The sequence below is a fragment of the Salegentibacter sp. 24 genome, from assembly GCF_004362395.1.
In the GTDB taxonomy this organism is placed as follows: Bacteria; Bacteroidota; Bacteroidia; order Flavobacteriales; family Flavobacteriaceae; genus Salegentibacter.
Genome location: NZ_SNWE01000012.1, coordinates 1 through 21,378, shown reverse-complemented (window position 1 = coordinate 21,378; position 21,378 = coordinate 1). Strand labels below are relative to the sequence as shown.

Genomic DNA, 21,378 nt, shown 5'->3' with positions numbered 1-21,378 from the left:
TTCCTAATTATGGAAGGAAAAATTGATCTTACTTTACTTCGTTCGTAATTATTTTCATTTAATATCAGCTATAATAATCCTTTCCACTTTAGCAACAAGGCTTTCGGGATTATCTGAAATTACAGGAATTGATTCATGAATTTTCAATTTAACATGAACCCCAATTTCCATGGGGAAATTTCCATTTTTAAAAAGTTTCCAGGAATTGTTGATTGTTATGGGTACTATTGAAGCTTCAGGCATCTTTTTAAAAAGCATTTGCATTCCACTTTTGGCAAATTTTTTTGGAGCACCTGTTCTGCTCCGGGTTCCTTCAGGGAAAATTACGGCTGAACGATTTGTTTCATTGAGATATTTGGCAAACTTACCCATTTTACTGAGCGATTCACGTGGGTTTTTTCGGTCTATTAAAACGGAACCTCCATGTCGTAAATTAAAAGAAATGCTAGGTATACCTTTTCCCAATTCTTTTTTGCTAACAAATTTTGGATGATGTTTACGTAAATACCAGATTATTGGTGGGATGTCGTACATTCCCTGGTGATTAGCAACAAAAATACATGGTTTTTCTATGGGAATATCATAAGAACTTTCAATCGTAAATCGTGTCCCTAGGATATGTAGGCACCCTATTAAAAAAAAATTAAATATATCTACACTCTTTTTATGTGCCTGGTAACCCCCAAGTTTCAGACATAACCATTGTATAGGATGGAAAACCAACAGATTTAAAAAGAAAAAAAAATAAAAGAGAACCGATAAGGGGTATGAAAGTATTTTTTTCATCGCATAGATTATGCGGCTAAATTAAGTATTTAAGCCGTAAACCTAAAAAATACTAATTCCGAATTGGATTAAAAAGGGTCTGAAAAATTTATTTCATAAAACAGCTATTGTCAACGTCTCCCGTCTTAAATTAAACTGGATTCAGAATGACGGTGTGTTTAGTTTTTTCAGACCCTCTTTAGTAAATTATTTTAAAAGTTGCTGCTTAACAAAATTCATTATAAGCACCAATAAGGTTTTCGGCGATCATCTCCGCCGGTCTGCCTTCAATGTGGTGACGTTCTAACATATGCACTAATTCACCATCTTTAAAAAGTGCCATTGAAGGGGATGAAGGCGGAAATGGAACCATTAAACTACGAGCTTTTTCAGTAGCTTCTTTGTCTACCCCCGCAAATACTGTTACTAGATTGTCAGGTTTCTTTGCATTTTGTAATGAAATTCTCGCCCCCGGTCTCGCGTTGGCTGCAGCACATCCACAAACCGAATTTACAACTACCAGGGTAGTTCCATCTTTTTTCATTGCTTTCTCTACATCTTCTATAGTGTGTAATTCTTCAAAACCAATGCTGGTAAGGTCTTCGCGCATAGGTCTAACTAAATCTGCTGGATACATATATATGTTTTTTTTATTAAACTTGAGTAAGTAACAAAGATACCAAATTAACTTAAGCTGCCCATATTCTAATTAATTATCTGCGAATAGGTTAAATCAATGAATAGAGATAAATTTTTGGAATGTAGGCTGAGTTTCGCCGCAATGCAGCACATCAAAATAATTGTGGAATTTCGGAACAAGCCTTTTGACAATTAAATCTCATTTAATGAGTAAAATGGTATCTTTGCCGCTTATTTAAAATTTTCTTCATGTTTAAGTGGATTGCTGCCGTACTTGGCTATATGTATTTTAGATTTCCCGGAGCTCTTTTGGGATTTATTATAGGGGCATTGATAGATAACTGGACTCGTGGTCGTGGTGGTGCATTTAAAGAAATGTTTGGCCAACAGGACCAAAAAGTTTCCCCAGGTGATTTTGAATTGAATTTACTATCGCTATGTTCTCTTGTTATTAAAGCCGATGGGCAGGTTTCACAATCAGAGATGGATTATGTTCGTTCTTATTTTGTACAGGCTTACGGTAAAGAGAGAGCTAATGCCACTTTTAGAACTTTTAATGAATTGATTAAAGACCGTCAAATTTCAGCTCCCCGTATTTCTCAATATTTAGCCTCAAGAACAAAATACCCTGCACGTTTACAAATCATTCATTTTCTCTTCGGAATTGCACAAGCTGATGGCCGGGTGAGTGAAGCTGAGGCTGGCGTAATTCAGGAGATTGCCGGTTATCTTAGAATTGGAAGAATGGATTTTGAAAGCCTAAAAGCTATGTTTTTTAAATCGGCCGATAATTCTTATAAAATCTTGGAAATCGAGAAATCTGCAACTGATGCTGAGGTGAAGAAGGCTTATAGAAATATGGTAAAAAAATATCATCCTGATAAGTTGGGCCATATGGACGAAGCCTATCGAAAAGGAGCAAGGGAAAAATTTAATAAGGTGCAAGAAGCTTATGATCAGATCCAAAAAGAACGCGGACTTTAAAAATTATACTTTAAATTCAGCATAAAGTTTCGGCCGGGACTACTCACGTTAAATGTTCTCAAAATACTCATGTGGTCTACATAGGTTTCATTCAAAGCGTTATATACTCTGACTCCCGTTTCCAGTTGATTATTTTCTAAATTGAATTTTTTCCTGATTCCAAAATTAAGAAGTGCATAACCTGAAGTAGCTTCTTCATTTATGCCAATTCTTTTTTGATCGCGAATTAATCTCACTTTCGAAAAAGCATAAAGGGATCTGTCTTTAAGGCCAAAATAACCAATTTCTAAATTAAAATTGTCCGGTGGAATAAAACTTAGATTACGCTCATTTTTTAAGTCTTCTCCTCGTACGATTGCCCCTGTAATTTTTGTTTGCAATCTTTGCCTATGTAGCCACGTATGCCTTAATTCAAATTCAAACCCATATAAAAGAGCATTGGTTTGCAGATAAGACCAAACCTCCAGGTTTTCGTTTGGTAATGTCTCACCAGTCGCACTAAAATAAATATAGTTGTTTACACGATTTCCAAAAGCGGAAAAAACACCGTCAAACCCTTCATGGTGGTAAGTATAACTTGCATCGACCTGTAAACTTTGTTCGCGCCCAAAATGGTAGTTTCCTTTTTCAAACCTACTTGTACCAGGATGAGGACCATTTGAAAATAATTCGGCAAGATCGGGTGCTCTAAAACCGGTCGAGAAATTGATTTTTAACTGATTTCTTGTGTTGATTTTTTGAATTGCTCCAATAGAACCGGTAAAGCCATTAAAGCTTTGATTAAGTTTACGGTTTTCAGGATTTCCGGGAAGAATAAAACCATCTGTAATTAATTCGGACGAACTTGCGTCAGCTGTAACCTTTCGATAATCATAACGTAAAGCACCCTGGATAGCCCACGAATCGAAATCAAAACTTGCCAGATAATATAAACCACTTTCAAAAACATTGGCATCAGGAATTAAGAATTGCTTTGAATTTTTAATATTTTTAGTTTTCATAAAACTCCCCTGGATTCCTAAATTATTCTTTATTTTTCCGATAGGGAAACTTATTCGGCTATTATAAAAAGTATGGTTTTGCTGCAAACCTAGATCAATTTCATTAAAATTGGTCTCAACTTCTTTTCGGATATTTGAGTGATGGGATATATGTAGCGAAATTTCTAAATTCTTTATTTGATTAGTCTGGTTATAAGAAAGCAAATAATCATTTACCTTTTGAAAGGGTAATTGCATCTCTCTATCATTTCGAGTTGTGGCTAGGCTTTTGTAATTCTGCATTTCTCCATCCAAGATAATTCCTAGATTTTGGTCATTATAGGAAAAAGATAATTTATTTTGAAAGTTCTTTTTTTCAACTCCAGTATGTAATCTAAGAGTTTTGGTATTAAACCGACTATTACCAATAAGCCTTCCATCTCCATTTTTATAATCGGCATGATTTTCAAAGGCTAGATCCATAGCGATATAGATATTATTATCGAAAGATCTTCCAACTGAAGTATAAGTTCGTATTCCATTTGAAACACTATTGAAAGTAGTTCCAATATTACCTGAGAGTTTATTTGAATATTTATAAAATTCGTCATCTTGGGTAAGTAAAACCCCACCCAAGGCACCAGAACCGTATAAAACCGATGCGGGTCCTTTAATAACTATTACCTTTTTAATGCCCAGGTCATTAATCCCAAGACCATGATCTGCACCCCACTGATGATTTTCTAATTTATTACCTTGATAAATTGTGACGACGCGGGAGAAACCAAGACCTCGTATAAATGGTTTTACAATTCCTTGGCCAAACTCGGCGCCATAAACCCCCGGAACTTCGCGCAGCTTACCCATCAGTCCGCTAGGATGTCCCTTGTTTTCAATTCCCTGCATACTTATGCTGGTAACATTGTATGGCGTTCTCCGGGTTAGTCCGGTTTGAGTATCCAGGATAACTATTTCATCAAGTTCTGACGGAGATTTTATAAGGTTAAAATTTAGAACATCGTTTTTCTCTTCAGTAACTGAAATCATCCGACTTTGTTCTTTGTATCCCATGGCGCTTATCTCTATGATATGATTGCCCATAGGAATATTGTTCAATAGAAAATATCCATTTTTGTCAGCCGTAGTACCCAAATTTTCTTCTTCGATATAAATATTAGCGAATGCAACCGGTTTTCCCTCAGATGTGATTTTCCCAGAAAGCTCTCCTAATTGTGCAAAGTTTGGCGACGCTGTGAAGATTAAGATTATAATTAGTGAAGTTCTCATTTTTTCATTTTTGTCAAAAATATAAATAAAATTTAGATTAGTCTAAAAATAGGATTTTAAATATAAAAATGTATTTTTGGGAAATATAAATTGAATGTATGTTTAGTTTTTCAGAAGAAAATTACCTTAAGGCAATTTTCCATTTAGAAAGAATTTATCATGGAGGTGTAAGCACCAATGCGCTTGCGGAAGAAATGGATACCAAAGCTTCCTCGGTTACTGATATGATTAAAAAATTATCAGAAAAAAAATTGGTGATTTATAAAAAATACCAGGGAGTAAAACTTAGCGAGATCGGAAAAGAAACCGCTATTCAGATAATAAGAAAACACCGATTGTGGGAATATTTTTTGGTAGAAAAGCTCAATTTTAATTGGGATGAAGTACATGATATAGCCGAGCAATTAGAACATATAAAATCTGAAAAACTCACTTGGGAACTAGATAAGTTTTTAGGTTTCCCAAAACGAGATCCCCATGGTGACCCGATACCGGATGCAGATGGAAATTTTAGTGTAGCAAATAAAATGCTACTTTCGGAATTTGAGAAAGGGGAAGAGGGTATCTGTGTAGGAGTAAAAGATAGTTCCAAAGAATTTCTACAATTCTTAGATAAGAATAATATTTCCCTTGGAAAAGAGATTAAAGTTCTTGAAAAAGAAACTTTTGATGGATCTATGCTTATTCAAATTAATGAACGGGAATTAAGAATTTCACAATTAATATCTAATAATCTCTTCATAAAAACTCAATAAAATGGAAGATTTAATAGCCTATTTTGAACAGTTAGACCCAGTGTTGGCTGCTTTTTTAGCCACAATTTTTACCTGGTTACTTACCGCGGCAGGTGCATCTTTGGTTTTTTTATTCAAACAAATGAATAGGAAATTATTTGATGGGATGCTGGGTTTTACAGGGGGGGTGATGGTCGCAGCAAGTTTCTGGAGCTTACTGGCACCCGGTATAGAAATGAGTCCTGGAGAGGGCTTTGAAAAAACCGTCCCACCGCTTGTTGGTTTTGGCCTGGGAGCGCTTTTTCTTTTCGGTCTGGATAAAATACTTCCACATTTACACGTGAATTTTAAAATGAGTGAGAAAGAAGGAATTAAAACGCCTTGGCACAAATCAGTTTTACTTACACTTGCCATTACTTTACATAATATTCCCGAAGGTTTGGCGGTAGGTGTACTATTTGGTGCCGCAGGAGCAGGGTTGGAAGGTGCCAGTATTGGAGGCGCTGTAGCTCTGGCTATAGGAATTGGGTTACAAAATTTTCCCGAAGGCTTTGCAGTTGCTATGCCACTTCGGGGACAGGGAATGAGTCGTTGGAAAAGTTTTAATTATGGCCAGCTTTCCGCTATTGTAGAGCCATTTGCAGCCGTTTTGGGTGCCTGGGCGGTAATGACATTTGAGCCAATTCTACCTTATGCTCTTTCTTTTGCTGCAGGAGCTATGATTTTTGTAGTAGTTGAAGAAGTTGTGCCCGAGTCACAAAAAGGAAATTTTACAGATATTGCTACTATTGGGTTCATCATAGGTTTTATGGTCATGATGACGCTAGATGTTGGTCTTGGATAGAAGTTTTTGTAACACTTAGGATGTCCGGACAGTCTTTACAAGTAAAACACAATGCAAGAATTTGCAGAAAATTTTAAGAAAGGGCAAATTAGTATTTTATTAAAATTTGTTTTTTTAATCGCTAGCTTTTTTCTTTTTATAACTTATGCCTCTGCACAGAATGAATATGAGGAACTGGTATATTACGGAGAAACCTCTTTAGGCGAGATGTTTAATTTCGGTGGAAACGAAATTCGATTTAAGGAAGTAATCGTGGATTCCAGATGTCCTACTAATGTAACCTGCATTTGGACTGGAGAAGCTAAAATTTTGGTAGAGATATATAAAAACGAAGGCCTTATAAAGGAAGAAATAATTAGCACACGATCGCAAAAATTCTTCTCTATATCTAAATTATTTCAGGGTGATTTTTCGTTGACCATTCTTTGGCTATTACCTTATCCAAAAGCTTCCAAAAAGATTAAACCTTCAGATTACCAACTTCGATTTAAAATAACGCAAAAGGTCAAAAATTAATTACATCCACAACCTGAAACTCCGCAGGCTTTGGTTTTTTCTTTTTTCTTTTTTAGAAATGCGGGTTTCCAGATAAATTTTGTAGTTAAATACCCTAACGCAATGGAAAAAGTTATAAAAACGAGGATTTCTTGTAGTAGTACCATATTATTTTAAGTCGTTTTTTAATGTTAAACTTACAATTATTTTAATAATTGGAAGGCCAGCAAAGCTACTAAGTAGGCAAATAAGGTCATAACCACTAATTGTAAGATCGGCCACTTCCAGGTATTTGTTTCTTTCTTGACAATGGCCAAAGTACTCATGCATTGCATGGCAAACGCATAAAACAACAATAGGCTGACTCCACTGGCAAAAGTAAATAGGGGCCCACCCAAAATTGGATTTATTTCTGCAGCCATTCGGTTTTTAATAGTTTCCTCTTCATCGCTTCCTACACTATAAATTGTAGCTAAAGTGCCTACAAAAACTTCACGGGCAGCAAAAGAGCTGATGATTGCAATTCCAATTTTCCAATCGTAACCTAATGGCGCCACAATTGGTTCAATACCTCTTCCCATAATGCCAATATAAGAGTTTCTTAATTTAAAGGAAGCGATCTTTTCATCCAATTCATCTTCTGAAATCTCTTCATTTCCCGAAACTTCTGATGTAACAATTTCTTCGGCCTTACTAAAGTTTTCTCCAGGGCCATAACTTGCCAGAACCCATAAAATAATTGAAATAGCTAGAATTATTTTTCCGGCACCGAAAACAAATGATTTAGTTTTTTCTATAACATTTATAGCAATGTTTTTCCCCATTGGCATTTTGTAGTTAGGCATTTCAATTACAAAATGGGTTCGATTTTTAATTTTTAGAATGGCGTTTAAAATCCAAGCAGAACCAATGGCAACCCCAAAACCTAAAAGATAAAGCAGCATCAAAGTAAGCCCCTGAAGGTTAAAACCCCAAACTGCCCGATCAGGGATTACCAGCGCAATTATTATTAAGTAAACAGGTAAGCGTGCGGAACATGTTGTGAATGGAACAACTAAAATAGTGATTAGACGTTCTTTCCAACTTTCAATATTCCTGGTAGCCATAACGGCGGGAATGGCGCAGGCGGTTCCTGACACTAGGGGAACAACGCTTTTTCCGCTAAGACCAAATTTTCGCATAACTCGATCCATTAAAAACACTACACGACTCATATATCCGGTTTCTTCTAAAATCGAAATAAAGAAAAAAAGGAAAGCGATTTGGGGAATAAAAATTACGATTCCACCAAGACCAGGAACAATTCCTTCAGCGATAAGATTTGTAAAAGCTCCTGCAGGAAAAGTTGTTTTGGTCCATTCGCTTAGAAATGCGAAAGTTTCATCTATAAGATCCATTGGATAACTGGACCAACTATAAATTGCTTGAAAAATTAATAAAAGTATGCCGAAGAATATAACATAGCCCCAAACTTTATGAGTTAGAACGCGATCTAAACGAGAACGAAGGTCTTTTGCAGAACTTGTATCAACCTTCATTGTTTCTTTTAAAACTCCATTAATAAATTGATATCTTAAAATGGTTTCCTTATGCTGTAGTTTCTTTAGTTCTGGATGAGATTTAGTATCGAATCGACCAGAATTGTCGATTTCATTGCGGTTAATGTTACCAAAATTTACATCTTGTGTAATTACTAACCAAAGTTTATAAAGTGATTGGTTTGGGAAAGCTTTGCTAAGCCTATCAAAATATTCAGGGGCGATTATCGAGGCATTTAAACAAGGTTCATTTGAAATATGGCGATAATTGATAATTGCTTCCTTTAATTCATCAATTCCAGTGTTTTTTCTGGCACTTACTAAAGTAACTTTTGTTTTTAAACGGTCTTCTAACAAATCTACATCCAGAAAAATACCCTTGCGCTCCATCCTATCGGCCATATTTATGACCAGGATTGTTGGAATACCAAGATCTTTAATTTGAGTAAAAAGTAACAGGTTCCGTTTAAGATTCTCTACGTCACTAATAACCACGGCAACATCAGGATAATCTTTATCGCTTTTATTCAGCAATAATTCGATCACAACATTTTCATCTAAAGAAGAAGCGTTTAAGCTGTAAGTGCCGGGGAGATCTAAAATATGCGCTTTTAAGCCGCGAGGAAGTTTGCAAACTCCTTCTTTTTTTTCAACCGTAATCCCGGGGTAATTTCCCACTTTTTGATTAAGGCCTGTGAGTTGATTGAAAACAGAAGTCTTACCTGTGTTGGGATTTCCTATTAAAGCGACATTTATTTGTTTAGCCATTTTAGCTTATGAGGTCAATTTCTATAAGTAAAGCGATTTCTTTTCGAATGGCCAGATGGCTCCCGTTTATGTTTAGATACATGGGATCTTTAAAGGGAGCCATTTGAAGCATTTGAACTTCATTACCCGGCAAGCAACCCATTTCAAGTAATTTTAAGGGAATATTTTCTTCCGAAAAATCCTTGATAATTCCACGTTCACCACGTTTTAAATCGGCCAGGGTTAGTTTCACTTTTATTTAGATTGATTTTAAACAAGACAAAAGTAAGGTAAAATTTTAGCAGGAAAAAATTTCAATGGAAAAAGTAGATTTGTTCAATAAATACTTTGCACAATTCAGGGATATGAAAAATTTTTACTCGTATTCTGCTTTTAACACTTTTATGTCGTGCATCAGATCTTCTATAGCTTCAGGATCTGTTCCGTCATAAAAACCGCGAATACGTTTTTCTTTATCAACTAGAACAAAATTTTCGGTATGAATCATATCATAAGGCCCGCCATCTCCATTACTTTTGGTAGCGAGATAAGATTTTCTGGCCAAGTTGTAGATTTCCTTCTTACTACCGGTAACAAGGTTCCATTTTTCATCGATTACACCTTTTTTTTCAGCATAATTTTTTAGAACTGGAACTGAATCGGTTTTTGGAAAAACGGTATGCGAGAGTAATAATACTTCAGGATCATCCTTAATTTTTTCTTGAATTTTCAGCATGTGATCCGTCATTACAGGGCAAATAGTAAGACATGTGGTGAAGAAAAAATCTGCTACATAAATTTTATCCTTATAATCTTCTTGGGAAATCGTATCACCATTTTGATTGAAAAGCTCAAAATCCTTAACCGTATGGTACTTTCTAACGTAACGCACCGTAGAATCAACAAGTTCAGCGTTCACCATATCCGGCTGAAACACCGGTAGACGTTCTTCAGGTTTTAAAAGACTATAAATACAATAGACAATTATTACTGAAAGAATAAACAATACAATGGCAAATTTCTTGAGCCAGGCAAAAAGATTACGCATACTATTAAATTTACCCGCGCTTTTAAAGAAATTTTCAATTTTTTTAACGCGGTAATTTTTTAAAAAAACTCCAGAAAGCTAAATGCAAAATTAAGGGGTAGCTATCAAATAGTCACAGTATAAAACTTAAAATTTCAGTTTGCTCAAACAGGAGTCCTTTAAACTTTTATAGGAGATTTTAAAAGATTACTTTTGTGCGATTTAAAATTTGAAGCATTACCAATGGATCCATTTATAGTTAAAGCCATACAATTACTGTTAAGCTTGTCCTTACTTATAGTTTTACATGAACTTGGGCATTTTATTCCTGCAAAATTATTTAAAACCAGAGTAGAAAAATTCTTTCTATTTTTTGATGTTAAATTCGCGCTATTTAAGAAGAAAATTGGCGGAACTGTTTATGGAATTGGGTGGTTGCCACTGGGCGGTTATGTGAAAATTTCGGGGATGATTGACGAGAGTATGGATAAGGAGCAAATGGCAAAACCACCTGAGCCTTGGGAATTCAGGAGTAAACCGGCCTGGCAGCGACTTATAATTATGCTTGGAGGGGTGACTGTTAACCTGGTTCTTGGTTTTCTTATTTATATGATGATTATGTTCGTTTGGGGAAAAAATTACGTGGGCCCGGATGAAATGCCCGCAGGTTTTGCAATTGCTGAAGAATTTAAGCAATATGGTTTTGAAGATGGTGACCGTGTTTTAGAAATTAACGGAGAAGAGCTTAAAAACAGTGATGATGTGAATCGTTACTTATTTATGCGAGATGTAAATAGTATTACCGTTCTGCATCAAAACGGAGAAGAGGAAGTTATCGAGGTTCCTGGAAATATCGGGGAACAAATGTGGGAAAAAGGAGTTATGTTGCCTTTCATTCCTATCCAAAATGCGGTATTGGATAGTGTAGTTCCAGATATGGCGGCCGGAATTGCCGGACTAAAAAAGGGAGATAGCATAATCGCACTGAATGAGCAGGAGGTTGGTTATTGGCATGAAGCAAGGGCTATTATACAAGAAAACAAAGATAAGGAATTGGAATTGGTCTTTAAACGGGGCGATGAAATTAAAAGCATCATGGTTAAACCAAATGAGGACGGAATTCTTGGTTTTTCGGTAAAACGAAATTTTCAAATAAAGCAACAAGAATATGGATTCATTGAAAGTATAAAGGCTGGTTTCGATTATGGTTACTGGACATTACACGATTATGTGGCCCAGTTTAAATACGTCTTTACTCAGAAGGGAGCTACACAACTCGGTGGGTTTGGTGCTATTGGTGATATGTTTCCCGATACCTGGAACTGGAAAGGGTTCTGGCATACCACAGCGTTGATTTCAATAATTCTTGCGTTTATGAATATCTTGCCTATTCCGGCTTTAGATGGCGGTCATGTGATGTTCCTGTTATATGAAATGGTAACCGGAAGAAAACCGAACGATAAATTTATGGAAGTTGCACAAATGGTTGGTTTTTTCATCTTGATCGCATTGGTGCTCTATGCCAATGGGAATGATGTATATCGTTGGTTATTCGAGTGATAGAATCTGAGGGAATTTTTGAAAGAAAAAAACTAAAAAAAATTCAATTTTTGTTTTGTTGTGATTTAAAATTTGGTTTATATTTGCAACCGCAAAAGAGCGAAACACTCCTCCTTAGCTCAGTTGGTTAGAGCATCTGACTGTTAATCAGAGGGTCCTTGGTTCGAGCCCAAGAGGGGGAGCTTAGTAAAAACAAGCCATTCAAGAAATTGAATGGCTTTGTTTTTTTACTGGGTACAACATAGGTACAACATTTTTTTCAGCGGTCCCATTGGTCCATCTTTCTCAACTTTTCTTGCTTCATATTTATCTTATCAGCAATCAGCCAAAATAAGATTTTGTCAGCTTCTCTATATGTATTCTTATACCTTCACCAATAATAACAGGATATGTTTTCTTAAAATGACAAATTCTGGAGGAGTATGTGGTTGAAAATTTCTACTTTGTAATTCTAAATTTTCCACTGAATAAAATTTAATTGTGTTTTTATGGATTTATTCAATCAAGTTCCAAAAAAAAGGGAGTTTCAGAAGATAAACCTAAAGGATGGCGAGGTTTGGTATATGGAGAATTTTATTCCCCCAGACAAGGCTAATAGTTATTTTAAAAATTTTGTTGAGAATATTAACTGGAGACAAGAGGAAATTAAGATGTACGGAAAAACTTTTCCAGTACCTCGAAAAACTGCTTGGTATGGGTATGAAGGGTTTAATTATAAATATTCAGGGATTTTTTGTAATCCAGAACCTTGGACGAAAGAATTACTGGGTATCAAAAGAGTTATTGAAAGCTTTTTGCCTGACTCAGATTTTAATAGTGTTCTATTAAATCTCTATCGAAATGGAAGTGACAAAGTTAGCTGGCACGCAGATGATGAAAAAGGATTAGGAACGAACCCCTTAATCGCATCTGTAAGTTTAGGAGCAACAAGGCGTTTTGATTTAAAACATAAAACTGATCCTAAAGAAAAACTACAGCTGGAATTGGTTCCGGGATCATTAGTCATTATGAAAGGTGCATTACAGCATAATTGGTTACATCAAATTCCTGTACAGAAAAGGATATTAGACCCTCGGATCAATCTAACATTTAGAACCATCGTAAGCGAATGAGTGTTTACGATCAAATTGTTGAAGCCATAAATGATTTAAATGATGAGCCTTTAGAAATAAAAGCTTATTTGCAATCACTTAAAACTGATGTAAAGCAATTACGAGCTTCTTATCGAAAACCGCCACCTGTTTATGTGAATTATGCGCTACAGAATATTCAAAGTGCATACTTAATAACTTATTTACCACATTATTACCAGCTCATATTTAAAATATTATTAGAGCAGGAATTACAAATAATGAAATCTAAGACAGATTTTACTGCTTTGTTTATTGGTGGAGGACCAGGATCTGAAGCTTACGGAACTATAAAATATATTCTTGAATACTGTCCTAATATAAAAAACATATCCATTGAAATTTTAGACTTAAACTCCAGAACTTGGGATTATAGCCATTCAGCCTTAATTGGGTTTTTACTCCCGGAGCTGAATCGTTATAAAGATATATCTGTAAAATGGAATAGTCACCAATTTGATCTAGTAGATAGAAATTCCATACATTCAAATGCTTACCTTTTTAAGAAATCGGATATCGTTGTAATCCAAAATTGCATTAATGAGATAGCTAGAACAGATTATGCAGTTTTAGAAGAAAATGTTCTTGATATTTTTAGAATGTTACCGGACTTTTCTTCGCTGTTGATGGTAGACTTAACCACAAGTGTAAGATCAAAAATCGCTCATTTAGAACAGTTATTAGAAAGCCATTTTCGAAACTTAAAAAAAGCAACAACATCAGAAAATAGAAGCCCTTCTGCTATGACTTCTATTAATCATAGACCTTCTCAAATTGTTAGAGATAATTTACTAAACTACACTGATGGTCTGATACCTCGTAAAAATCTGAAATACGATTTTTCGTTATTAAGCAAGAACTGCTTACAAAAAGAAGAAGAAAAAATCGAACGCATTGGCATTAATGCCATCTACCATCCATTAAGAAAAATAAACGGAATAGCACAAAATCTAACCGACCGCTCATTTATTGGAGTAGATTTTGGAACCTCTAGCTCTGTATGTTCTATTGCTTTCGTTCAAGATGGTTCTCTTAAAGTGGAACTGCTGGAAATTGATCAAAAAGATCATTTGGGATCAAAATCTAGTAGTACAATAGTTCCATCAATAATGGGTATCGTCGGAAAACAGTTTTTACTGGGCAAATATGCTCAAGAGAGAAGGCATCAATTTACTTTCGGACAAGATGGATGGTATGGGTTTAAAGAGAATATACTGAATCTAAATGATCAAATATTTCCCGAATCTAGATTATTTAACCATCCATCTTTACAAATTAATAACGGTGCAGATGCCCTTATTGTTTTCTTTAAAAGATTGAAAAGCGAGATTGACAGGCTTGTAATCAAAAAAGGATTGCCTTTAGAGAAGCGATTTTCCTTTAGCACTCCCGGAAATTATGGATTAAAAGAGAAGGAATTACTGGAAAGTTACATTATCAATGCTGGATTTGAGCAAGGAACATTTTCCTTTGTAGAGGAGCCAGTATCATCATTGCTTGGAACTATTTACCAAGAAAATTTAGCTTTAGACCTAGAAAAAGATCTAAATATTCTGGTTATTGATGTTGGAGCCGGTACTGTTGATTGTTGTGCTATCAGGTTAACAAAGGATTCTGATAACGTTCTGGCAGAAACACTATCTATCTATAGAAATAAAAACATAGGAGGTAATTTAATTAATAAACTGATTGCCAATAGACTTTATGAAAAAGATAATCAAATTACAATAAATGACGATTTTGTTTTAAAAGATTGCGAAGAAATAAAACTTCAATTTTGTAGATCGTTTTTGGCAGATGCTAAAGTAGATTATACTTTACCTAAACTAGCTTATTCTGAACAATACAAGAATTGCCAAATTTCAGCTTATGAAAACGGTGGTTATCTTCAATTGGCTTATTCCGAGTTTAATGAGATAATGGAAGATTACTTTAATGGGAGCGAAAAGTTTAAAGGATTTAGGGACAATATTGAGAAAACACTTTTAAGTGCTGAGTTAAAAAACAGTGATCTTGATTATATTATAATATCTGGTGGTGGAGCTAAGAATCCTTATTTAAGATCCTTATGCGCTACCTATTTTGATGTTTCAAAGATAATTATGCCAAATAATAGTCAGGAGCAGGTGGGTGTTGGAAATGCAATACAATCATTTGTATCTAATGCTTTTGGCAAACAGATTATTGAATCTGTGCTGAATGGAAATATTCATATTGTTGAGGATGGAAAGCAAAAACCGGTCTTTAGAAAGGGGGAAGTACTTCCTAGTTTAGAATACGAGCTAAACGTTGATGATGACCTAAATTCAACAGAACTTTATTCTGAAATCACAAATGAAAGCATCTACTTTAACTGGAAGGAATATTATAATGCAATAAAAATTATTCTGAAAATAAATCAAGAATCAAGAGTTGTGTGTGATCTAGTCACTGATTCCTCAATTATTAGACTAAAACCCTTAATTAAAAAGAAAAAACAATATGAAGTGGATGATCGAAGAAGCCAGGCTTGGTCCTGAGCAGAGAGAAATAATTGATGACTTACAAGATATAAATGGCCAACCTGTTTGGATACAGGGTCACGCAGGGTCGGGTAAATCAATAGTACTCTTACACGCATTGACCGATTATATAATTCGCAATCCGCAGGCAAAAGTTGTAGTTGTAGTGTTTACTCACGCTTTGATTGATTTACTGTCATCTGGTTTAAGGCAGATTCCAGCTTTAAGAAATACTACAATTCCTGTAGTAACTATATATGACGTTAATGGACGTCTTTTTAGAGGTGAAAAATTTGATGCTATTTTCTGTGACGAGATACAAGATATCCCAACGATCCTTTTAGAAAGAATGAAAGCTGGAAGCAATCAATTAATAATTGCTGGGGATGCAGCACAATCAATTTATTCTTCTGTACCTAATTTTAATGAGAGGCCTGCAACAAAAGAAGAAATTGTAGCACAATTAGATCCGGAGCAAAAAACAACTACAACTATATATCGTTTGACTAGAACGATTATTGGCGTACTGAGAAATGTTTATAAGAATCTCTTTGCAGATATGGTACACATAGGTCGAGAGGATTCCGAAATTAGATTATTCAAAGCTGAGAACTATCGCGAGGAGATAGAGTTTTCTTGGCACGAACTTAAACAAATTAATAAGGATAGACCTGGTGAAGTTAATGCAGTTTTGTTTTTTATGAAAAAAGATATTATAAATTATGTGGATACTATTTTAGAACTTGAAGGAAAGAAAAAATGGTCAAACGGAGTTTACCCCGAATATGATGTAGATAGTAAAGATTTTGCAGCTATGAACAGTCATTTAAGTAATCAAGGCATTCCTTTGATGTATGTTGGTAGCAAAATTGGTTCACTTGAGCAAGCAGATAGTCAGAACAAAATTGTAATAATGACCTACCATTCTTCCAAAGGGTTGGACTTTGATGCCGTTGCACTACCCAATATTCAAGCTGATTTGGGAAGTTCTGATAATGAAGATGCGTTGATCCTGGTAGCTTTGTCTAGGGCTAAAAGAGACTTGCTAATAACATTCACAGGTAAAATGTACTCAGGATATAGTCGTTTTCTTAAAAGCACTCCTGCTAGACAAATAAATGAATCAAAAAATGATAACGACGAGGTCGTTTTTTAAATAATATATAGATGAAAAATATAACTATCGTCTTACAACGTTCAGAATTAAATTATTTGATTAATTATGATTCTACAAGGATATCTCCAGAAAGAATAATCAATTTCTCTTATAACGATTTTAAAAATTTAGGAGAAGAACAGAAGATATCACTTTTGCAGAAATCGCTTCCCATTTTTGAGCAAGATCACGAAGTAATCTTAATGGAATATGACCCTATGTTAGTTTCATATGATAATGCTCCAGTAATTGAGTTCAACGGAATCTTATCAATTATTCCCTTAACGGAAATGGGGGCAAGATTACTATCATCAAAGTTGAATACTAATTTTAATATTTTAGGCCCTTTAGATTCAAAACTTTTCAGGTCCTTTCAAGATAATCGAAATCACTTATTACGAATTCGAGCTAGTCGAAAACTTTGCTCAATCTATGATCTTTCTTTTCCTAATGAAGAATTTATAAATGATTTCAAAACAGCCACATTATTTCAATTAAACAATATTGAAGTGAGTGAAAATGATTCTACGCTAGCACATCTAATTGATTTCAATGTTACTCCGAGCTTTATTCCTGAAGGAAATATTGAAGCAATAATAAAATCTGCGTGTGTGGGCTTGAAGAAGCTAAATAAGGAGGTTGATCAGATTACAAGAAGCACTTTTTATAGCTTTGTGAATAATGAGAAAACTGCAATTAATAGTAAAACATTATTTGAGGCCATCAATTTTATAAAAGATAAAATTGAGTTTAGTGAAGATGCTAAATCAAAATTTGATGATCTTACAAGAACTCTATCCGAAAATGGAAAATATGATAATGCTTTCTTACTTTTTAGTTTTTTTTACTATCTAAAGAAAGAAATTGAAAAAAACAATTATGATATATCAGCTCCAAAGAAGGATATTCTTGAATTGAAACAAAACGATTCCGATGCAGCGTCAAAAGTTCTATTTATGTTAGGGTATACTTTTTCAATACAAACCATTTCAAAATCAATTCAATCTTTTTCAAAAAGTGCCTTACTAAAAACTCATAAGAATTTAGACTTAGAATGGAATCCAAAAGTCATGGACCATCAAGTGTTTGGGGAGCCTAAAACAGAAAAAACTAATACTGAATGTGATGAAACGATAAAAGATGATAATTTAATTCCAAATCAAAGCAGTAATAAAATAGAAAAGGAAGAGACAATGGACATCAAGCTTTCAGTTGAAAAAGATAAATATGACGAAAAAACAATAGTTGAGTCAAAAGAGAATAATAAAGCAGAGTCAGCAAGTCTTCCTTTAGAGTTATTTACCGAACCAAAAGATAACGAGATAGATATAGCAAAGGAGCAGGAAGCCAATTATGGTTTCACCTTTCAAGATTTCAAAAAAAACATTGGAGGAAAGACATTTTTGAATAAAATTGTGGCTACTATAAAGTCAAAAGAAACTAAAGAAAATCTAATAACGCAAGATTTGGTTATTTCCTGCTTAAAAGAAATAGATGAATATGAAACTAAAAGCGGAAAGTTGAAGAAAAATGCAGAAAGGGCATTAAAAATTTTTGAATAAAATAATTGATAATAATCAAGAAATCTGAATTACACGAATGATTCAATATTTCCAACCTATCCAAATCAAATCAAGAAAAGATAAATTAATCTCCCTTTAAAAAGATGTGAAATCATTCTGGCTTCTTATACCATTTTTTGAAAGAAAATCATTGGCAAAAAAGAATTATTTTGATTGAATAGTCGGCAGAACTATTTATTAGGGGCATTTTAAAGCTTTCGGTAATCGGATTATTAAATTTGGGAGGGGTATAAATTTTAGGGACTAGCTGGCTTTTGCTAAAGGAATTGTTCCTTTACAGGAACCGTGAGAAGAAGAATAGAGAATGAATAATAATTCAATATATCAAATTACACAAGCTATTAAAAACTTTGATATCAAGACACTTGATGAAATTCTCGATGATGATATTTCCTATATGGATGTTACAAAATCACTTTTTCTTAAAAAATTAAAAAAGAAGTTTAAAAATGCAAGAAAAGATGGTTGTCATTTTTTTGATGATGTTTTCTTTGGAATATGTGGTTCTTGTAATATAGGTTGTGAAGGAGTAACATTTCTCTCTAAATCAGGATATTATATAGATTTGTTCATTGAAAGTAAAGATGATAAAACCGTATCTGATATTTGTATTTGCAATAAACTGAACAATTTCGCAGATCTTGACAAAAAAATTGATTTAGGATTTAGCTTTTGCAAGGATGAAAAAGTAACTTTTAAGGCAAGTACTGAATATACTTTAATAGAGCAGCATTTAAATACAATGCTATCAGACTTATCAGACTTTAAAATTAAAATATTTTTAGATGATCTTATTGAATGGTATGATAAATTCAATTATTTAAGAAGTGTCATTGATCAATTAGGACCATTTGAATGTTTTGATTATAAATTATACAGTAAAGCATTCGGTCTGACTAATCAGATCAATAATATATATAATTTAAAATCTAAAACAGAATATGCTGCAGATGCACTCATTACTTATCACCAAACAACTTCAGAACGTGAAAAATTAATTTGGTTTTTGGAAAATAGAAAAGATCATAACGGAACTATTAATTTTCAGTTTCCTAGAGAATGGCGTAAAGATCTTTGCGTGATTTATAAGATCAATAATATTAAGCTTACCATTGATTTCTCAGGCTATGAATATGTACTGGATTATTTTATAAAGCTTGACAATTTCTATGATGAATTGATGGAAAAATACAAACCATTACCGGAGCATTTTGATGAATCAGAAACTGGCTATATTGAATGTTCTCTTGAGAATCACTTAATATTACATCATAAGCATTTGGATGTTGTGGAAATGTATAGAAGGAAACACAAACCATGACAGAGGGTATTATATAGGTGGGAACACCAATAAAATCAAGCGTTCCAGAGATGTAAGACTTTTTTTCTTTCTATTTGGGTACGACTAATAAAGTTAATTAATTTTATAACTGAAAATCTGCTTTAAATTGTATTGTTTCTTTGATGTTTAACTTATTTATATATTTGATAGATAATAATAGCTTAAAATTTAAGGATTCTTATTAACTTTAGAATATATGAACCAACAACAAAAGGATAGTTATGCTGATATTCTCGAATCTAAATTAGTTTTATCTAAGGATATTCATGAACTTTTGAAAAAATATAAGGAAGACCACAAAGATAAAATCAAACTTAGTGGAAATAAACCTGAACTTGTTGAAAGCCTTTTAGGATGTGTTGAGGAAAAAATTATTGATATTACAGAAGTACAATCCTTAGTTAAGGATTCAGAGGAATTCGGAGATCAGTATATTTACATATATCGTACAATTTCAGGTATTGATGAGGCCGATTATAGCGACGGAGAGGCAATAGCAAATAAGCTCATATCCCAAAATATCCGTTCTAAATTCCCTAAAATAATGGATATGCCGAGTAGTGGAGTTGAATGGGTTGATTTTCGAACACCAAATAGGGGGCAAGAGGACTCTTGGTTGGTTAAGTTATATGATAAAAAAATTAGACGGGTTAGAGAGGATGAATGGGTAGAGGAATCTACAGGTTTCACACATCTTGTCTATAAGGAAAAACCTTTTAGGTTAATTTTAATGGCGCAATGGGATTCTAAATTTTTAGAATTAAAATTAAGTAGAACTTCTTCTGATTCAACAGCAAGTGTCTTAGATACAAGAAGAAAGCTTGAACATTTAATAGCACCTGCTGTTTTTATTCAGCGTGACTTTACTAAAAAAGACTTATCTCAAACTATCCATAAAATTTTAGTTAATTGGAATTCTAATCGGAATATTTATAAATTGCTTGGAGTAAAACTACTTGATTCTCATAGTGGACAAGCTACAATAAATACAAATGGAGAAGATGAGTTAGATCTTCTCTCTAATTCTTCAAGAAAAGAGGCTGTTGATGCATATCTTAATTCAAATGGGAAAGCTAATAGTTTAGCAATTCAGTTTTTAAAAGAAGGATCCGGTGATGCATTAAGTAGAGATGTAAATGTTATTTTTGGAAAAAATGATATTAATGAAATAATAATTACTTCGAAAATTAGTCCAGAGGAGTATAATTATGTACGAAAGAAAATTGCAGAATTTAGCTAGAGAGTTTCCAGAATATTCTCAAATTTTTGAGGCTATTTTAGACTGGTTCTTTAAACATCCGAATCAGAGAGCAATAACTATGGATTATTTTTATTCTGATAGATATCAATTTTCATTTGAGGATATTAATACTTCCTTTATGATTATGGAAGAGTACGAAATTTTAAAGATTATTTATAGGATTCTAGATTTCGATGGAGTTAAGATAGGTTCCGATTTTGAAGATTATAAAGAAATTCCAGATGAAGTCTCTACACTTTGGGGAGAGAAGAAAGATATAAAGGACGTGAATATAGTTCCGTATTATTGTTTGATTCAGAAGAAATTATCAGGCTCCATTGACTAAGAAAGATAGAATACAAGTTTTTCAATCTCTCGTTATTGAATTCCATCAAAATACAAAAGTTCAATGGAAAAGCAGTAAAGATTATACCTTTTTTGGGCATAAATGGGTGGAGGAAAAGGATGAAATATATAATGATCCACATTTAACAAATCGATTGTATAATCTTTTATTATCTGAAATCAAGCATTGCCAAAAAATTTCCGGCGAATCCATACCAGATACTATAGATTATAATGAACTTGTTCTTATAATGAAAGGCGGTGGGATAAAGGGGTTAGCTTATGTAGGTGCATTAGAAGTTCTTTCCAAACATTATAAATTTACATGGTATACGGGAACCTCTGCAGGAGGAATCGCAGCCATTTTATTAGGTTGTGGTTTTTCAATTTGATCATCCCCCAAAAATTAGGACAGTAAGTTAAGTTCAAAAATAACCTTAATTTTACTGTATTATGACACGAAGAAAATTCACATCCAAGT

19 protein-coding genes and 1 tRNA gene are annotated in these 21,378 nt (G+C 33.8%); 14 read left to right on the top strand and 6 right to left on the bottom strand.

Annotation, left to right across the window (positions count from 1 at the left end; all coding sequences use genetic code 11):
* Window positions 1-54: 54 nt before the first annotated feature.
* The gene (locus tag DET49_RS09920; protein ID WP_133547946.1) at window positions 55-786 is read right to left on the bottom strand and encodes a lysophospholipid acyltransferase family protein; all 732 of its coding nucleotides are present in this window, start codon (window positions 784-786) and stop codon (window positions 55-57) included.
* 205 nt (window positions 787-991) lie between these two features.
* On the bottom strand, window positions 992-1,402 hold the full coding sequence (locus DET49_RS09915) for a BrxA/BrxB family bacilliredoxin (RefSeq protein WP_133547945.1): 411 nt from the start codon (window positions 1,400-1,402) through the stop codon (window positions 992-994).
* Between the two features lie 251 nt (window positions 1,403-1,653).
* Between DET49_RS09915 and DET49_RS09910 the strand changes: the two genes are divergently transcribed.
* The gene (locus DET49_RS09910) at window positions 1,654-2,388 is read left to right on the top strand and encodes a TerB family tellurite resistance protein (RefSeq protein WP_133547944.1); all 735 of its coding nucleotides are present in this window, start codon (window positions 1,654-1,656) and stop codon (window positions 2,386-2,388) included.
* On the opposite strand, the gene DET49_RS09905 is transcribed toward DET49_RS09910, so the two are convergent.
* Complete coding sequence (locus DET49_RS09905) at window positions 2,385-4,655, bottom strand: TonB-dependent receptor (protein ID WP_133547943.1); 2,271 nt, start codon at window positions 4,653-4,655, stop codon at window positions 2,385-2,387. The two genes, DET49_RS09910 and DET49_RS09905, sit on opposite strands and share 4 nt — an antisense overlap.
* Before the next feature lie 98 nt (window positions 4,656-4,753).
* On the opposite strand from DET49_RS09905, the gene DET49_RS09900 reads away from it, so the two are divergent.
* From DET49_RS09900 to DET49_RS09890, 3 genes are read left to right on the top strand one after another with little or no spacing between them, the layout of a single operon-like run.
* A complete protein-coding gene (locus tag DET49_RS09900) occupies window positions 4,754-5,410 on the top strand; it encodes a metal-dependent transcriptional regulator (protein ID WP_133547942.1) in 657 nt (218 codons plus the stop codon).
* Window position 5,411: 1 nt separating this feature from the next.
* Window positions 5,412-6,233: a ZIP family metal transporter gene (locus DET49_RS09895; protein ID WP_133547941.1), complete on the top strand. Its 822-nt coding sequence runs from the start codon at window positions 5,412-5,414 to the stop codon at window positions 6,231-6,233.
* A 51-nt stretch (window positions 6,234-6,284) separates the two neighbouring features.
* Window positions 6,285-6,749: a hypothetical protein gene (locus DET49_RS09890; RefSeq protein WP_133547940.1), complete on the top strand. Its 465-nt coding sequence runs from the start codon at window positions 6,285-6,287 to the stop codon at window positions 6,747-6,749.
* 182 nt (window positions 6,750-6,931) lie between these two features.
* Here DET49_RS09890 and feoB read toward each other — a convergent pair whose 3' ends face one another.
* The 3 genes from feoB to DET49_RS09875 form a co-directional block, all read right to left on the bottom strand.
* Window positions 6,932-9,034, bottom strand: coding sequence for a ferrous iron transport protein B (gene feoB / locus DET49_RS09885; protein ID WP_133547939.1), 2,103 nt, complete (start codon window positions 9,032-9,034; stop codon window positions 6,932-6,934).
* 1 nt (window position 9,035) lies between these two features.
* Window positions 9,036-9,266: a ferrous iron transport protein A gene (locus tag DET49_RS09880; protein WP_133547938.1), complete on the bottom strand. Its 231-nt coding sequence runs from the start codon at window positions 9,264-9,266 to the stop codon at window positions 9,036-9,038.
* Window positions 9,267-9,389: 123 nt separating this feature from the next.
* Window positions 9,390-10,061, bottom strand: a complete 672-nt coding sequence (locus DET49_RS09875; RefSeq protein ID WP_133547937.1) for an SCO family protein — start codon at window positions 10,059-10,061, stop codon at window positions 9,390-9,392.
* A gap of 222 nt (window positions 10,062-10,283) precedes the next feature.
* Between DET49_RS09875 and rseP the strand changes: the two genes are divergently transcribed.
* From rseP to DET49_RS18575, 10 genes are all read left to right on the top strand, one after another.
* Window positions 10,284-11,600: an RIP metalloprotease RseP gene (rseP, locus tag DET49_RS09870; protein WP_133547936.1), complete on the top strand. Its 1,317-nt coding sequence runs from the start codon at window positions 10,284-10,286 to the stop codon at window positions 11,598-11,600.
* A gap of 108 nt (window positions 11,601-11,708) precedes the next feature.
* Window positions 11,709-11,782, top strand: a tRNA-Asn gene (locus tag DET49_RS09865).
* Between the two features lie 306 nt (window positions 11,783-12,088).
* Window positions 12,089-12,712, top strand: coding sequence for an alpha-ketoglutarate-dependent dioxygenase AlkB family protein (locus DET49_RS09860; RefSeq protein WP_133547935.1), 624 nt, complete (start codon window positions 12,089-12,091; stop codon window positions 12,710-12,712).
* Window positions 12,709-15,249, top strand: a complete 2,541-nt coding sequence (locus DET49_RS09855; protein ID WP_133547934.1) for an Hsp70 family protein — start codon at window positions 12,709-12,711, stop codon at window positions 15,247-15,249. The genes DET49_RS09860 and DET49_RS09855 overlap by 4 nt, the downstream gene beginning before the upstream one ends.
* On the top strand, window positions 15,221-16,387 hold the full coding sequence (locus DET49_RS09850) for a 3'-5' exonuclease (protein ID WP_166636567.1): 1,167 nt from the start codon (window positions 15,221-15,223) through the stop codon (window positions 16,385-16,387). Before DET49_RS09855 ends, DET49_RS09850 begins: the two co-directional genes overlap by 29 nt.
* A gap of 11 nt (window positions 16,388-16,398) precedes the next feature.
* Window positions 16,399-17,949 carry a hypothetical protein gene (locus DET49_RS09845; RefSeq protein WP_133547932.1) on the top strand — a complete coding sequence of 517 codons (1,551 nt, stop codon included), beginning with the start codon at window positions 16,399-16,401 and terminating at the stop codon, window positions 17,947-17,949.
* 325 nt (window positions 17,950-18,274) lie between these two features.
* Complete coding sequence (locus DET49_RS09840; RefSeq protein WP_133547931.1) at window positions 18,275-19,291, top strand: hypothetical protein; 1,017 nt, start codon at window positions 18,275-18,277, stop codon at window positions 19,289-19,291.
* 217 nt (window positions 19,292-19,508) lie between these two features.
* On the top strand, window positions 19,509-20,552 hold the full coding sequence (locus DET49_RS09835) for a hypothetical protein (RefSeq protein ID WP_133547930.1): 1,044 nt from the start codon (window positions 19,509-19,511) through the stop codon (window positions 20,550-20,552).
* Window positions 20,521-20,898, top strand: coding sequence for a hypothetical protein (locus DET49_RS09830; RefSeq protein WP_133547929.1), 378 nt, complete (start codon window positions 20,521-20,523; stop codon window positions 20,896-20,898). The genes DET49_RS09835 and DET49_RS09830 overlap by 32 nt, the downstream gene beginning before the upstream one ends.
* Window positions 20,891-21,289: a patatin-like phospholipase family protein gene (locus DET49_RS18575; protein WP_208109635.1), complete on the top strand. Its 399-nt coding sequence runs from the start codon at window positions 20,891-20,893 to the stop codon at window positions 21,287-21,289. Before DET49_RS09830 ends, DET49_RS18575 begins: the two co-directional genes overlap by 8 nt.
* The last annotated feature ends 89 nt before the right edge of the window (window positions 21,290-21,378 follow it).